Here is a 15,624-nt window from a genome sequence, read left to right on the forward strand (position 1 = left end):
CGGCCGGATCAGTATTCGATCATCGCCAAGGCGCGCAGTTCCTCAGGCGTTGTTTTCGGATAGCCGAAGAATTCCAAATAGGCGGGAATTTGCTCGAACAGCATGTCAGTGCCGATCTGCGTGACACACCCGCGCGCCTTCGCGGCGGCAAGAAAGGCCGTTTCCTCCCGCTTCATCACCACTTCGCCGACGAATGACGAAGATTCAATACGGTCGGTTTCCATCGGCATCGGATCACCGTCCTTCATGCCAAGCGGTGTCGCGTTGACCACGATATCCCAGCCCTGCGGGTCGTTGGAACCGACGGTGACAGCAAGCGTGCTGTAATGGGTCAGCAAACTTTCAGCCAACCTTTCCGACGAGGCCGGGTTCACATCAAACAACCCGATCCGCCCCGCCCCTTCCTTGGCAAGTGATGCGGCAATGGCTGAGCCGACACCGCCGCTGCCGACTACCAGGGCCGACGCCCCAGCAATAGTCCGTCCCTTTCGCAGCACGCCCCTCACAAAACCTTCGCCATCGAACATGTCGCCGACAAGGCGGCCTTCCGCATCGCGCCGCACCGCGTTGCACGAATTACAGACCTTCACCGTTGTACTGACCTCGTCCAACAGTCCGACGGTCGTCACCTTGTGCGGCATGGTAACCAAGGCGCCGGCGATGTTTCGCAGGCGAAAGACCAGCCGCAGGAAATCCGGAAAATCTTCCGCCTCGCACCCCATCGGGACGACGACGGCATCGATTCCCTTGGCATCGAACCAGGGGTTATAGATCATCGGTGCCTTGAAGGTTTCGGTCGGCACGCCGAGATGGGCAAGAATTTGGGTACGGCCGGATATCATGGTTTTCCCTGACTATGATCTTCTTATCGTTTCACGATTAGACGATCCCCACTGGATCGCGCGGAGCATCGTTGCAAATGGTTCTCACGCAGGCAATGCTGATACACAACGATACGCGCGTTACCAGGGATAGGATATGAAAACAGCGATTGCGACCGTCTCGATATCAGGCGATTTGAGTGAGAAACTGACCGCCATCGCCGATGCCGGTTTCGACGGCATAGAGATTTTTGAAAACGATTTCCTGACCTTCGACGCCGCACCGCGCGACGTCGGCGCCATGGCCCGAGACCATGGTCTTGAGATTTCCCTGTTTCAACCCTTCCGCGATTTCGAGGGCATGCCGGAACCCCAGCGTAGCCGCGCCTTCGAACGCGCTAAGCGCAAGTTCGATTTGATGAACGAGATGGGAACGGACCTGGTCCTGGTTTGCTCCAACGCCTCGCCCCTCTCTCTCGGCGGCATCGATCGCGCCGCGGAAGACTTCAGGGACTTGGGCGCACTGGCAGCGGAACATGGGGTCCGTGTCGGCTATGAAGCGCTCGCCTGGGGGCGCCACATCTCCGACCATCGGGACGCCTGGGAAGTCGTCCGGCGCGCGGACCACCCGAATATCGGCCTGATTCTGGATTCCTTTCACACCCTGGCGAAAGGAATCGATCCCGACACGATCCGGTCGATTCCGGGGGACCGCATTTTCTTCATTCAATTGGCGGATGCCCCCAAAATCGACATGGACTTGCTGTATTGGTCCAGACACTACCGCAACATGCCGGGCGAGGGCGACCTGGACGTCACAGGGTTCATGCGCGCCGTGGCGGCGACAGGCTATGATGGCGTCGTCTCACTGGAAATCTTCAACGATCAGTTTCGCGGTGGATCGGCAAAATCCATTTCGGTCGATGGGCACCGGTCCCTGGTCTATCTGATGGATCAGGTCCGCCGCCAGGAACCGGACATCAAGGTCCAAGTCGACGATATGCCCGACCGCATCTCCGTCGGTGGCATCGAATTCGTCGAATTCGCCGCCAGCGAGGCGGAAGCTGCCTCTCTTACCGCGCTGATGCGGGCCTTGGGGTTCGTCCGGACCGGCCGCCACGTGTCCAAGAAAGTCGACCTGTGGCGGCAGGGCGACATAAACATCGTCATCAATACGGAACGCACCGGCTTCGCCCATTCTTCCTATATCGTCCACGGCACGACGGTCTGCGATATCGGACTTCGCGTGGACGATGCGCAGGCGACCATCGAACGGGCGGAAGCCCTGGGCGCCGCGCTATTCACGCAAGATGTGAAGCCGGGCGAATTGGATATTCCGGCCATCCGCGGTGTCGGCGGTGGGGTGATGCATTTCATCGACGGCAAGAGCGACCTGTCCCGTGTTTGGGAGATCGAATTCCGCCCTGTCGATGATGACCAAGACGAGCCGGTCAATGCCGGGCTGACGCGCATCGATCACATCGCGCAGACCATGAACAATGAAGAAATGCTGACCTGGCTGCTGTTCTACACCAGCATTTTCGAAACGCATAAAACCCCTATGGTCGATGTGGTCGACCCGGCCGGACTGGTTCGCAGCCAGGCGGTTGAGAATAATGACGGGTCCCTGCGCCTGACCCTGAACGGGGCGGAAAATCGGCGAACACTTGCCGGTCACTTCATTTTCGAGAGCTTCGGCTCCGCCGTTCAGCACATGGCTTTCGAAACGACGGATATTTTCGCGGCCGCGGATGCGTTGCGGAAGAACGGTTTCGCGCCGATCACGATTTCGCCGAATTACTATGACGATCTGGATGCGCGGTTCGGGCTTGATGATGAAATGCTGGAGGCGCTGAAGGCGAACAGCATCCTGTACGATCGGGATGGCGACGGGGAATATTTCCAGATCTACAGCCCGATCTATCGCGAAGGATTCTTCTTCGAGATCGTCGAGCGGCGCGGCGGCTATAATGGATACGGCGCGGCCAACGCCCAGTTCCGTATCGCCGCCCAAAAGCGCCATTTAAGGCGCAGCGATATTCCCAAACGATAACGCGTTGGGACTAGGCTCTACCCGCCGACAATCCGCCTCAGCAATACCACTTCGCTGTCCGGCTTGATCGGCTGAAACCAACTGTCGTTATAAATTTTTCCGTCGATGGAGACGGAGACGCCGCGTTGAAGTTGCGGACGGATCGCCGGGTATTTTTCCGACAATCCGTCCAGCAATTCCTTCAAGGTCGTGGCCTCGATCTCGACATCCGCCTGTCCATCGGTGGCCGATGTCAGCGATCCCCAGATTCGGACCATGACCATTTATTCCAACCGTCCCGATCTAGCCGTTCTGGATCGCCGCAAGAACTTTGGGCGGGGACATCGGCAAATCGGTCATACGCACGCCGGCCGCTTCAGACACGCTGTTCGCGATGGCGGCCAAGGGCGGCACGATGGAGGTTTCCCCCACACCCCGCACCCCATAAGGGTGGCCGGGATTGGGGATTTCCAGAATGACCGTGTCGATCATCGGCAGATCGGACGCAACGGGAATCCGATAGTCGAGGAAGCCCGGATTCTGTAACCGGCCGTCCTCACCATAGATATATTCCTCGTTCAGTGCCCAGCCGATGCCTTGCACGGCGCCGCCCTGGAACTGGCCTTCCACATAGGCGGGATGGACCGCTTTACCGGCATCCTGGAAAACCGTGTAGCGAACGACCTTCACAGCGCCCGTTTCGGGGTCCACTTCCGTATCCACCATATGAGTGGCGAAGCTGACGCCGGCGCCTTCGGCATTGACCTCGAAATGGCCCGCAACCGGGCCGCCGGTATTGGATGCGATGGCAGCGATTTCCTTCAGGCTCATCGGCGGGAACTTGCCCGCATTGTCGCCTGCCGGACGGGCGCATCCATCCGCCCATTCAACCGCTTCAGGGTCGATACCCCAGACCATCGCAGCGCGTTCGCACAAAACCTTTTTGGCATTGCGCGCCGCCTTGATGGTCGCCAGGCCGACCGCGAAGGTCACACGGCTACCATCGGTCACTTCGTTTTGGCCGAGGGCGCCGGTATCCGCGATCACGGTGCGAACCTGATCATAGGGAATGCCGAGTTCTTCCGCCGCCATCATCGACATGGATGCCCGCGACCCGCCGATATCCGGATTGCCTTCGCTCAGGGTCACCGTGCCGTCCGGCGTGATATTCAGCGAAACGCAGGTATCGCCGCCGAAGTTGAACCAGAAACCGCACGCAACGCCGCGCCCCTGATTCGGTCCCAAGGGGGCCTTCCAATGCGGATGATCCTTGGCCGCTTGCAACGTCGCTTCCAGGCCGATCGCCGGGAAAGTCGGGCCATAGGAAGACTTCGTCCCTTCCCGCGCGGCGTTCTTCAGACGAACGTCCAATGGGTCGAGGCCAAAGCCCTTGGCCAATTCGTCAACGACGCTTTCCACCGCGAAGGCCGCCATCGGTGCGCCGGGTGCGCGGTACGCCGCCGCCTTCGGGCGGTTCGTCACCACGTCCCAACCCACGGTCTTCACATTTTCAAGGTCGTAGGGCGCGAAAGCGGTCATCGATCCCATATCGGCCGGCGACCCCTGATAGGCGCCGCCCTGATAGCGCAAATCGGCAGAGGCCGCGGTGATCTTGCCGTCCTTGTTCATGCCGATCTTCACATCGATGGAAGTCGATGATGTCGGCCCCGTGGCGCGCAGCACTTCCTCGCGCGTCATGGTCATCTTCACTGGGCGGTTGGCCTTACGAGAAAGCGCCAGCGCCACCGGTTCCAGGAAAACCGTGGTCTTGCCGCCGAATCCACCGCCGATTTCCGACGCGGTGACACGCAGCTTGCCCTGGTCGATACCGAGGATCGCGGCGCAGGTATTGCGGACCATGTAATGGCCCTGCGTGCAGACCCAAAGATCCGCGATCCCGTCCGTGCCCATGGTGGCGAGGCAGGCATGCGGTTCGATATAGCCCTGATGCGTCGCGGCGGTCTTGAAACTGCGTTCCAGAACCTTGTCCGCCTTGGCGAAGCCGGCCTCGACATCGCCATGTCCGAATTCAACACGGTGAACGACATTCTGCGACACGCCATCCGGCACGGTCTCGTCACTCAGCCCTTCATGCAGGACCGGCGCATCCGGTTTCATCGCCGCATCCACATCGACGACATGGGGTAGAGTTTCGTAGTCCACGTCGATCAGCTTCAGCGCCTTGCGGGCGATGGCGGCGCTGGTCGCGGCAACTGCCGCGACGGCGTGGCCGTCATACAAGGCCTTTTCGCCTGCCATGCAGTTGTCGAGGATATCGGCGACATCATCGTCGCCGGCCCCGAAATCGGCCCGCGTCACGACGGCCTTCACCCCCTCGAGGGCTTCGGCCTTGCTTGCATCGATCGAACGGATGCGGGCATGGGCATGCGGGCTGCGCAAGACGCGGCCGATCAGCATGCCCGGTGCGGACATATCCGCGCCGAAACGGGCACGCCCCGTGACCTTGTCGATCCCATCGGGACGCAGCGGACGCGTTCCTACGACCTTGAACTGCCGGGCTTCGCCGGGTTTTTGGCCAGGTGTTTGATCGTCGAGCGGCATCAGGAAGCCCTCCTCATTTCTTCAGCCGCGTCCATGACGGCGCGGATAATCTTGTCATAGCCCGTGCAGCGGCACAGGTTTCCGGCCAGCCAGTAGCGGGCCTCTTCCTCCGTCGGGGAGGGGTTCTTTTCCAGAAGCGATTTCGCGGCCACCAGAATGCCCGGCGTACAGATGCCGCATTGCAGGGCTGCATGTTCCAGGAATTTCTGCTGCAGCGGATGCAGTTTCTCCCCATCCGCCATGCCTTCGATCGTATCGATCTCGCAGCCGTCGGCCTCGGCGCCCAACGTCAGGCAGGAACAGACAAGCCGTCCGTCCACAGTGACCGAACAGGCGCCGCAGTCACCGGTCCCGCATCCCTCCTTTGCCCCGGTCAGGGCAAGGCGGTCGCGCAGAACGTCGAGCAGGGTTTCTTCCGGATCACAGAGATACTCAGTCGTATCCCCGTTGATTTTCGTCGTTACATGTATCTGGCTCATTACAAATCCCTCACTCAACCCCGGTTCAGCCTTGCGCGCGGGCCAGGGCGATTTTCGCCGCCCGCTTCGCCAGGACACCGGCAACATGGGTGCGGAACGCAACAGTTCCGCGTTTGTCGTCTATCGGCTTGCAAGCGGCCGATACCGCGGCGGCCATCTTATCCAGCGCCGTATCGTCTGCCTTGGAGCCGATCAGCGCGGCAGCCGCGTCTTCGACCACCAAGACCGTCGCCGCGACAGCGCCCAACCCGACCCTGGCCGCGGTGCAGGTGCCCGCCTCGTCCAGCGTCAAGGAAACGCCGCAGCCGACGACCGCGATATCCATTTCCGTCCGCGGAATGAACCGCAGATAGGCGTCGCCGGAATTCACCGGACGCGCCGGCAGGAACACCGATGTCACGAATTCGCCCTTGCCCAGCGATGTCTTTCCCGGCTTGACCGGTATCTCTTCCACCGGAATATCCCGCACGCCATCCGGGCCCGCGACCCGAACCACCGCACCGGCGGCGACCATGGCCGGCACACTGTCGGCGGCGGGCGAGGCGTTGCAGAGGTTGCCCGCCAACGTCGCCCGGCCTTGGACCTGGGTGGAGCCAATAAGCTCCATGGCTTCCACCACACCGGGCCAGGCAGCGCAAAGCGCTTGATGCTCGCCCATCTCCGCGCCGGAAACAGCCGCGCCAATGCGCCAGCCGCCGTCTTCCTGCGCGATCGATTTCATGCCGTCGATCCGTTTGATATCGACGACAAGATCGGGCTCCACGACGCCGGATTTCATCTGCACAAGCAGATCCGTGCCCCCCGCCAGGATCCTTGCGGACCCGGTTGCCCCCGACAGCAAAGCGACGGCGCTGTCCACCGTTTCCGGTACTTCGTAAATCATAAATGCCGCACCATGGTTTGGATGTTTCGATTTGGATCAATTCAGGCCAGACCCCGGAACGTTTTCCGTTGCGCGGCAGCCCTTCCCGTATGCCTCAGACAAGAACCATAACCGGCTGTTTGGGAATCCGCCAGCACCGGAAAACGACAATAGCCTGAGGCAAATCGACCGGACCCTCGGTCGGACGAAGCGGGCTTAACAGACTGCGACAGATAACGGGTACGATTCACCGTTCGATATCGGCGCGGTCATTCTGGAAAGTCGTCTTCGTCGACCTTTTTCAGGAAGCCCCGCAAAGCGTCGTCCAACTGTACACGCTCATCTTTGGACAGAACGGCGATCAATTTTTCCTGCGTTTCCACATGAACGGTCACGGCTTCCTCGATGAGCTTGAAGCCCTTATCGCTCAAACCGATGAGAAAACCGCGGCCGTCTTCGGGGTTGGGCGTCCGCTCAACCAGCCCCGCGGCGACGAGTTTGTCGATGCGGTTGGTCATCGTTCCCGACGTCACCATAGTCGACGCGATCAAGTCCCCCGGCGACAACCGATATGGCGGCCCGGACCGGCGTAAGGTGGCCAATACGTCGAAACTCGGCGGATTCAGGCCGAATGTCGCCCAAGTCTTTTCCATTTCCGTCCGAAGGATGAAGGAAAGACGCGAGATGCGGCCGATCAGGCCCATCGGCGCGACATCAAGTTCCGGACGCTCGCGGTGCCATTGGGCAAGAATTTTATCGACGCGATCCATGAAATCACTGTCACGTCATTTTATCTTGACGTCAAGGCAACCGTGATTATCTTGACGTCAAGATACTTTCACGGAGGACGTTATGCCCCGCACCCTGAATACCGATATTCTTTTGACCGCCCTCGCCCCGGCCATCTGGGGCAGCACCTATTACGTGACGACCGAATTCCTGCCCCCCGACTACCCGATCACGGTCGCGATGCTGCGTGCCTTGCCCGCCGGGTTGCTGTTATTGGCGATTGTCCGTCGGTTGCCGACCCCCGCCTGGTTGGGCCGTGTGTTTATCCTGGGCGCCCTTAATTTCGCGATCTTCTGGGTGATGCTGTTTATCACCGCATACCGGTTGCCGGGCGGCGTAGGCGCAACGGTCGGGGCCATACAACCGCTTGTGGTCATCCTGCTTGCCCATGTCACCCTGGGCTCACCGATCAGGACGCTTTCTGTTGTCGCCGCAACAGCCGGCCTTGGCGGCGTGGCCTTGCTGGTGCTGACACCTGACGCGGGCCTCGACCCAATCGGTGTCGTCGCCGGGCTTGGTGGTGCCGCGTCCATGGCTTTGGGAACGGTTTTGACGCGGAAATGGCGACCGCCCGTCTCCCTGCTGACCTTCACATCCTGGCAATTGACCGCCGGCGGCCTGTTGTTGCTTCCCATCGCCTTGTGGATGGAACCGCCGCTGCCGCCACTGTCCACGGTCAATATGGCTGGGTTGGCCTATCTAGGTTTGATCGGCGCGGCGTTTACTTATGTCCTCTGGTTCCGCGGCATCGCCCGGATTGAGCCCGCCGCCGTCTCGACCCTAGGCTTCCTCAGCCCGGCAACCGCCCTGACCCTCGGCTGGCTTCTGTTGGACCAGCAACTCGGCCCCCTGCAAATCCTCGGCATCGCGATCATCCTGGCAAGTGTTTGGATCAGCCAGTGCGCGCCACAAAGGGCCCGGCTGGCAACAGCCGCGCCCTGACCACGCCAAACGGAAAGGAATTCAAGATGAAAATAGTCGTTTTCGGCGCGCGCGGTGCGGTGGGCAGCCGCATCGTCGCGGAAGCCCGGGCCCGCGGCCATAACGTCACCGCCGTTGTCCGGTCCTCGACACAATTGAATGGAGAGGCTCAAACGGTCAAATCCGTGGCCGCGGACATTACCGACGCGACCGCCCTGCCGAGCCTGCTTGCCGGGTTCGATCTGGCCATCAGCGCCGTCCGCCCGCCCGACGGGCAGGAACAGGACCTCGCCACCCTGACAGAGTCTCTACTAACCGCGGCGGCAACGGCAAAGATCTGCCTTCTCATCGTCGGCGGGGCGGCGAGCCTGCTTGTGCCGGATAAAAATCTCCACACCGTTCTGACCGCCCCAGGCTTTCTTCCCGACGAGGTGGTCCCGATCGCCCGCGCAAGTTTTGCTCAGTATGAGTTATGCCGCGAAGAACGCCATGCCGATTGGACCTATCTGTCTCCGCCGGCAATGCTCGTTCCGGGCGAGCGGAAAGGTCACTACCGTATCGGCGCGGACACGCTGCTCATCGACGGTGACGGCAACTCCCATATTTCCATGGAGGATTTCTCGGTGGCCATGCTGGACGAAGCGGAAAGACCGAGTCATCGCCAAGCGCGGTTCACCGTGGCCTATTAAGCCGGCCCGTCACAAGGTGATGCTGGGGTTGCGATGGTTTTCGTCGCAGTCGATCAGGTTCACCTGTTTTGCCAGGATCGCACCAACGCCAAGATCGTCACCGGATTCGGGCGCGAGGCGATGGACCGCATATCCTGTCCAGAAACGTATCTGACCATTCCAGTATTCGGTGACCTGGAAGTTTGAGCGCACCATTGTCACGCCGGGCTCGTCGGTATCGAAGACTTCGATATTCGTGATCATACGACTGGTCCGGCTGACAGGTGTCTGCGACCAGGCAAAGCCGGTCTCCAACCTATACACCCGATCTTCCAATTGACGGCGATCATGGAAGGCAAAGGCGATTTCCCGGCGCGGGTCTCCCCGGTTGCGCGTGCCGGGAATCCAGTAGGCGCATTCCGGGCTGAAAAGAGTGAGCCAATCGCGCAGCCGATCCTGGTCCAGATAGCGCGCCTCCCGGAATAGGATCGACCTGGCGCGGACGAGGCTTGGCCCCTCGTCGATGCGTCTGGACTCCAGATCCCAGCCCTCGAAATCGGCGACCAGCTTCGCGTAGAAGTCATTTGTCACATAATATGAGGAATTAGACGGGTTTCTGTCGGTGGCGCCCATCAATCATGCCCTCCGCGCGAGATGCTGAGTTCCGGATCGGCGGCCATAAGTGTCTTGTAGTGCTTCATGTACTCCCGCATGAAAACCTCGTCCGTCGCCGGACCGGAAACGACACCATCCTTTTCTGTAAACCTATCAGGCAGACCAAGACCGCGGTCCATATAGACCCAGGGGTCTTCCTCCGCGCCAAGGCCCGCTTGGATTTCTTCGAAATTCGTCAAGTCGTCGACTTCGCCAAATATCGGAAATTGCTCTTGCGTCCGCATGCGCAGCGCGTTGATCAAGTCGGCAGCGCCATCCAATTCGTCTTCGTCGTCCACGATGGCTGTTCCGTACCAGGTCGTCGCCGTCTCGTTATAGGACAGCGGCTCCAAAACCTGGATATGGTTCCCCAGGATCAGCAGGTTCGGAAATATGTTAATGTTCATCGGGATCGATCCGGCCAGGTCCAACATCGCGTCCGCCCTTGCGCCATAGCGTTCGCGGATTTCCGATTCATACCCTTCCATTCCCGGATGCAGCCCCTCGATCCGCCAAATCGCACCGGGGCCGTCCGCCAGGGTCGGCCGCTTGTCCTTGAAGTGATGTCCGTTGCCGAAATAATAGACACGGACCCGCCCCGAATCCGGCCTTTGCCGATAGAAGGACATGCCTTTCGGATCGTCCCCCGCGAAGCGGTTTTCCATCATCAACAGCGAACGGTGGGAGAATATCACATGGTACCCGTCGGCGCTGTTGTCATAGGCAAGTTTCCAGTTGCCCTTGAAACGCATCCGGTTCGCCTCGGACAGCACCAACTTTCCACCGGGATTGCGGTCCAGCCAATCGTCGATCGGTCCGCGGACCGGCCCCAGATGATCGGCGAGCGCGGGGGCGTCCATGTTCAATGTGCCGAAGATGAAACCACGGTAGGATTCCACGCGCGGAACCTGGGCCAGGTTGAACTGATCTTCCTGCCGGTGGTCGTGCGCATATCCTTCCCGCCAGGGCACGCCCAGAAGCTTGCCGCTCGTCGCGAAAGTCCAGCCATGATAAGGGCAAGCGAAAGATTTAGCCGTGCCCTGCGCCGCGCGGCAGACCGTCGCTCCGCGATGGGTGCAACGGTTATAAAGGGCCCGGATCACACCATCCCCGTCCCGCACCATGATGATCGGTCGCAAGCCCAACCGGGTGCGGAAGAAACTGTCCGGTTCGGGAATCTGGCTTTCATGCGCAAGATAGACCCAGGTCCCCCCGAAAATACGCGTCAGTTCTCGGTCGAAAATCGCAGGGTTCGTATAGAGCGACCGGTGCACCTTGTCCTCGTGGATCAAGGCGTCGAAATCAAACGCCGTGCCGTCGCCAGTCATTCATCCAACTCCTTTCCGCGTCCCATACCCGGTATCCAACCGATTAGAACGCGTCGAAATACTCATTCATTTCCCACTCGGTGACGCCCACCGCGGGGTCGATGCCCGCCTCGGTGAGAAATTTGGTATAGCGTGCAATTTCGGCCCGCTTCATTCGAAGAAAATAGGTCAGATAGGTCTCCCCGAAGCAGGTCCTGAAGAATTCGGATTCTTCCAGACCGGTCAGGGCATCGTTCAAGGATGCCGGCAGCATCGGCCGGTCGGTCTGATAAGGTTCGTCGTCCGCCGGTCCTGGATCGAGGCCCCGGACAATACCATCCATCCCCGCCGCCAGTTGCGCGGCAATCGCAAGATAGGGATTGGCGGCGGGTTCCCCGACCCGGTTCTCGATCCGCGTCGCCTTGTCGTTCGGTCCCCCTAGCACCCGCAGCAGGACACCCCGATGCTCGACATTCCAAGCGACCCGGTCGGGTGCCAGCGAGTTGGGGCGGAACCGTCTGTAGCCGTTCACCGTCGGCGCGGAAAAAGCAATGCCGGGCACCGCATGGATCAACTGACCCGCCAGGAAGGACATCCCTGTCGGAGACAGCGATGCCCCTTCCGCATAAGGCATGAACAAATTCTCACCGGTTTTCGCATCGGTCAGGGATTGATGCACATGCCAGCCACTGGGAAACAGACCGGCCCCCGCAGGCGCCGTCATGAAACTGGCGAGGCACCCGTTCCGGCGCGCGATCTGACGTGTCGCGCTGCGAAAAACAAGGAAATCCGCCGCAGCATCCCAAGCGGATTTCGGCTCGAAAGTGCATTCGAACTGTCCTGCGCCGAGCTCGTTATCAATTGAACGCAGGCCCAGACACAGTCGGTGGTAGTTGTCCGCCAAAATGCTGAGAAGAGGTTGCACACGGTCCAGATTGGTCTCGGAATCATAGGCAAATCCGGGTTCCGCCGGCAGCGCCGCTGGCGGTGAGCCGCGCCGGCCGGCCTGATTGATGCCGCCATTCCCGCCATCGGCCCCAGTCAGGCGCATCAATGTCCATTCGACCTCAAGCCCAACGGTCGCCTTCATTCCCTGTTCCGCGACACCCGCCAACACCCGACGCAAGACGTGCCGGGGGGAAAAGAAAAACGGTCGGCCATCCTTGAAATAATCGTCGCACAAAACCATCGCGACCCCGGGCGCCCAGGGCAGAATCCGGAAGCTGGCAGGGTCGGGCACCAGAACAAGGTTTGGCGACCCGGTCATTTCCGGCACGTCCATCCCCCCGCCCTTGGTGAAGGTTTGAAACACCCGGCCGCCAGAGGCGTCCAAGCTCCAGCTTCCCGCGCCGATGGCGTAACCGTCACTGAGGGTTGAGCGAAAGGCAGCCGGCGTTACCGAGCGCGCCCGCGTCCAACCATGGGTGTCGCACCAGACAAGGCGGATCAAGCCGATCCCTTCTTTCTCAACGCGGTCCAGCATGGCGCGCGCCGCCGACCGCGCCGCTTCGTCCCACAACCCGTGCCGGTCGATGAAGCCGCCCCGTCCCGGAATGCCGACGATGTCACCCATTCGATGCTCCCCTGCCGCTATACCCGAAAACTCTATCCGTCAGCCGTTCGGCGGGACATATCCGCGGGGATGGATATTTATCCGAAAGTCTGTTTTTCGCCTAAACCGAGCGACTATCGTGCCTGTTTCCTTGCTGCCGACGATCGGCGTGCTAGGCTTGATGCTGACGGAGTGTAGAAGAGGACAGGCCTTGTCCCGGCCCATCGCGACGCTGTTCGGCGGCTTTGGCCGCATCGGCATCACGGACATGGATTGTCCGTTGGCGACGCATGTCCACCCCCACCTTCATGCAATCATCAAGCTCGACGGCGCGGACACTTCTTTCCGGGTTCGGGATACTCTGTGTCCGGTCACCGCCAACTCGGCGGTATTGGTGAATGCATGGGAGCCGCATGCCTGGACCTTCCGGCCTGGGCGGGGACCGACCAGATTTTTAACCCTGTATCTGGACCCGAAATGGCTGTCGCAAGCGGGATTCCATCGGGCGGATAACGGTCTGGAGCCCTTCTTTGGTGCACCTTGTGTAGACCGATCACCGGCAGCAGACCGGGCCATCGCGGATCTGGTCCGGGCCGTATTGGCGTCGGGGCGCATAGAGAACAGTCAGTCCGACATAGTAGATGTGCCTGGCACCCTCGCCGCATTGATCCATGCGCTGCACGGCGCCGCGAGGCCGTCCTCGCGCGCGGAATGGATAGCACCCGCCTTTGATTATCGAATTCGCCGCGCCATGGGGATGCTGTATCAGCGAGAAGAATTGCTGTCTGTCGAAACAGTGGCCGACGCGGTCGGGTTGTCGCGGCCCCGGTTCTTTGAACTTTTCAAGCATTGCACTGGGGTAACCCCCAATCGGATCAGCAACGCGGCGCGGATGGAACGAGCGATTTCGTTACTTGCGGAGAGCGATGTTCCGATGGGGGAACTCGCCCTGCATCTCAACTTCTCGACCCCCGGCAACTTCTCCCGCTTTTTCCGGTCCCAAATCGGGCTCTCCCCGCACGCCTTTCGGCGCTCGTCCATTGCGGTCCATGGCAAACACATAGAGCACCGCTAAACCGGGCCCGGTTCCGGCGTTTTCGTGCAGCTGAGGAACAACCGTCGGACGAACCTACGGATTGGTGGCACGAAGAGCATGCCGAGGCAGATTGCCTACCGATGCCCCACTGTCTCAGCCTCAGTCCTGCAACACGTAGCTGCCCGGCGCATCGCAAATCGCCGGATAGCCCGCATCCCGATTACCGACGGCACGGGCATCCACCTTGCCGCCCGATTGGGCGGTCAGCCAGGCTTCCCAGGCCGGCCACCACGACCCTTCCGAAACCGGTGTTTGTTCGAACCATTGGTCCGGTGCGACATAGGGGTCGCGCTCCTTCTTTTCCGCCACCCGGAAATGTCGGTGCGGGTGGCCGGGCTCGCTGATGATCCCGGCATTGTGGCCACCGCTGGCCAGAAGAAACGTGATGTCCGTATCCGCCAGCAGGTTGATCTTGAAGACGGACTTCCACGGCGCAACATGGTCCCGTTCGGCCCCAACCACGAAAAGCGGAACGTGGATGTCGGTCAGTGCGACCGGCTTGTCGTCGACATAGTAACGGCCTTCGGCAAAATCATTGTTCAGGAAAAGCGATCGAAGATACTCCGAATGCATCCGGTATGGCATCCGCGTCGCATCCGCGTTCCAGGCCATCAGGTCGGTCATCTGCGTCCGCTCCCCCATCAGGTAATCATTGATGAGCTTCGACCAGATCAGGTCGTTCGAGCGGAGTAATTGGAACGCACCCGCCATCTCCTTCGTGTCGAGGTAGCCACGGTCCCACATCAGGTCTTCAAGATAGGCGATCTGGCTGTCGTCGATGAACAGCATCAACTCCCCGGCTTCGGTGAAGTCCGTCTGTGCGGCAAACAAGGTTACCGTCTTGATCCAGTCCTTCCCGTCCCGGCAGATTGCAGCCGCTGCAATCGAGAGCAGGGTCCCCCCGATGCAATAGCCGACCGTATGAACCGGTGTTTCGCCGACAATTCCCCGAACCGCCTCAAGCGCCTTGTTCACACCGAGATCGATGTAATCGTGGAACCCGGTATCGCTGTCGTCCTCGGTCGGGTTTTTCCAGGAGATGATGAAGACCGTATGCCCCTGATCGACGAGGTATTTCACCATGGAGTTCGATTCGGACAGGTCGAGAATGTAGTATTTCATGATCCAGGCCGGCACGATCAAGACCGGTTCCGCCCCAACCTTCTTCGTGGTTGGCTCATACTGGATCAGCTCAATCAGACGGTTGCGGTAGACAACCTTCCCTTTGGTCATCGCCAGATTACCGCCGACGCGAAACGCTTCCGTCCCGACCGGCGGCTTTTGCAAGACAGCCCGTTCCCAGTCCTCGGCAAAGTTCCGGGCACCGCGGATCAGGTTTTGGCCCTTTTCGTCAAAAGTCCGGCGCAGTACCGTCGGGTTCGTCCATGGGAAATTCGATGGCGAGAACATGTCCAATATTTGCCGCGCGGAAAAGGAAACGACATCTTCATGATGCGGGGTAACACCGCCGATCCCGACGGTCGCATTGTGCCACCATTGCTGCGTCAGCAGGAACCCTTGGTACCAACACGAAAACGGAATCGTCTGCCAGTCCGGCGATTGAAACCGACGGTCCTGCGGCAAGGGGTCGATACAAGGCGCCCCTTTCCGGCCGAACATCGCCTGCTGGACATAGGCGGCAAAACGCAGGTTCTTGCGAAGCGCTTTTTCAACCAATTCAGCCTGTTTCCCGGGCGCATTCGCCAGATGCACGACCCAGTCGGAATATGCCGCCATAATCGATGCCGGTGACAAACCTGACGTCACGCGCGCCTCGGTGGCATGAAGGAACCGGTCGATGGGATGAATTTTCCCGCCATGGGCGGTGCTTCTGGCCATATAACAGTCTCACTTGTAGCGCCGGAGAAATGCATCGGCGCG

14 protein-coding genes are annotated in these 15,624 nt (G+C 60.4%); 4 read left to right on the forward strand and 10 right to left on the reverse strand.

Annotated elements, in window-relative coordinates; genetic code table 11:
* Positions 1-8: 8 nt before the first annotated feature.
* A complete protein-coding gene (locus EOI86_RS11065) occupies positions 9-842 on the reverse strand; it encodes a shikimate dehydrogenase family protein (RefSeq protein WP_127765279.1) in 834 nt (277 codons plus the stop codon).
* Positions 843-978: 136 nt separating this feature from the next.
* Here EOI86_RS11065 and EOI86_RS11070 point away from each other — a divergent pair, with 136 nt between their 5' ends.
* Positions 979-2,874, forward strand: a complete 1,896-nt coding sequence (locus tag EOI86_RS11070) for a bifunctional sugar phosphate isomerase/epimerase/4-hydroxyphenylpyruvate dioxygenase family protein (protein WP_127765280.1) — start codon at positions 979-981, stop codon at positions 2,872-2,874.
* Positions 2,875-2,891: 17 nt separating this feature from the next.
* On the opposite strand, the gene EOI86_RS11075 is transcribed toward EOI86_RS11070, so the two are convergent.
* The 5 genes from EOI86_RS11075 to EOI86_RS11095 all read right to left on the reverse strand — a co-directional run bounded on the left by EOI86_RS11075 (position 2,892) and on the right by EOI86_RS11095 (position 7,526).
* On the reverse strand, positions 2,892-3,131 hold the full coding sequence (locus EOI86_RS11075) for a MoaD/ThiS family protein (RefSeq protein WP_205032174.1): 240 nt from the start codon (positions 3,129-3,131) through the stop codon (positions 2,892-2,894).
* Positions 3,132-3,156: 25 nt separating this feature from the next.
* Positions 3,157-5,415, reverse strand: coding sequence for a xanthine dehydrogenase family protein molybdopterin-binding subunit (locus tag EOI86_RS11080; protein WP_127765282.1), 2,259 nt, complete (start codon positions 5,413-5,415; stop codon positions 3,157-3,159).
* Positions 5,415-5,894, reverse strand: a complete 480-nt coding sequence (locus EOI86_RS11085; RefSeq protein WP_127765283.1) for a (2Fe-2S)-binding protein — start codon at positions 5,892-5,894, stop codon at positions 5,415-5,417. Before EOI86_RS11085 ends, EOI86_RS11080 begins: the two co-directional genes overlap by 1 nt.
* 25 nt (positions 5,895-5,919) lie before the next feature.
* Complete coding sequence (locus EOI86_RS11090) at positions 5,920-6,777, reverse strand: FAD binding domain-containing protein (RefSeq protein WP_127765284.1); 858 nt, start codon at positions 6,775-6,777, stop codon at positions 5,920-5,922.
* A 248-nt stretch (positions 6,778-7,025) separates the two neighbouring features.
* Entirely contained in the window at positions 7,026-7,526 is a 501-nt protein-coding gene (locus tag EOI86_RS11095; protein ID WP_127765285.1) for a MarR family winged helix-turn-helix transcriptional regulator, read from the reverse strand.
* Positions 7,527-7,608: 82 nt separating this feature from the next.
* Here EOI86_RS11095 and EOI86_RS11100 point away from each other — a divergent pair, with 82 nt between their 5' ends.
* Together EOI86_RS11100 and EOI86_RS11105 are read left to right on the forward strand one after the other, a co-directional pair.
* The gene (locus tag EOI86_RS11100; protein WP_127765286.1) at positions 7,609-8,487 is read left to right on the forward strand and encodes an EamA family transporter; all 879 of its coding nucleotides are present in this window, start codon (positions 7,609-7,611) and stop codon (positions 8,485-8,487) included.
* A 26-nt stretch (positions 8,488-8,513) separates the two neighbouring features.
* Positions 8,514-9,155, forward strand: a complete 642-nt coding sequence (locus EOI86_RS11105; RefSeq protein ID WP_127765287.1) for an NAD(P)-dependent oxidoreductase — start codon at positions 8,514-8,516, stop codon at positions 9,153-9,155.
* Positions 9,156-9,164: 9 nt separating this feature from the next.
* On the opposite strand, the gene EOI86_RS11110 is transcribed toward EOI86_RS11105, so the two are convergent.
* The 3 genes from EOI86_RS11110 to EOI86_RS11120 are packed head-to-tail and all read right to left on the reverse strand — an operon-like array spanning position 9,165 to position 12,668.
* Positions 9,165-9,767 carry an aromatic-ring-hydroxylating dioxygenase subunit beta gene (locus tag EOI86_RS11110; protein WP_127765288.1) on the reverse strand — a complete coding sequence of 201 codons (603 nt, stop codon included), beginning with the start codon at positions 9,765-9,767 and terminating at the stop codon, positions 9,165-9,167.
* Positions 9,767-11,116 (reverse strand): aromatic ring-hydroxylating oxygenase subunit alpha, encoded by a 1,350-nt coding sequence (locus tag EOI86_RS11115; RefSeq protein ID WP_127765289.1) that lies wholly within the window; start codon positions 11,114-11,116, stop codon positions 9,767-9,769. The genes EOI86_RS11110 and EOI86_RS11115 overlap by 1 nt, the downstream gene beginning before the upstream one ends.
* 43 nt (positions 11,117-11,159) lie before the next feature.
* Entirely contained in the window at positions 11,160-12,668 is a 1,509-nt protein-coding gene (locus EOI86_RS11120; RefSeq protein WP_127765290.1) for a glutamine synthetase family protein, read from the reverse strand.
* A gap of 118 nt (positions 12,669-12,786) precedes the next feature.
* On the opposite strand from EOI86_RS11120, the gene EOI86_RS11125 reads away from it, so the two are divergent.
* The gene (locus EOI86_RS11125; protein WP_161973795.1) at positions 12,787-13,722 is read left to right on the forward strand and encodes a helix-turn-helix domain-containing protein; all 936 of its coding nucleotides are present in this window, start codon (positions 12,787-12,789) and stop codon (positions 13,720-13,722) included.
* Positions 13,723-13,842: 120 nt separating this feature from the next.
* Here the strand turns inward: EOI86_RS11125 and EOI86_RS11130 are convergent, their stop codons facing one another.
* Positions 13,843-15,582, reverse strand: a complete 1,740-nt coding sequence (locus EOI86_RS11130) for a PHA/PHB synthase family protein (RefSeq protein ID WP_127765292.1) — start codon at positions 15,580-15,582, stop codon at positions 13,843-13,845.
* Positions 15,583-15,624: the final 42 nt, after the last annotated feature.

This window comes from Hwanghaeella grinnelliae (genome assembly GCF_004005845.1).
Classification (GTDB): domain Bacteria; phylum Pseudomonadota; class Alphaproteobacteria; order UBA8366; family Aestuariispiraceae; genus Hwanghaeella; species Hwanghaeella grinnelliae.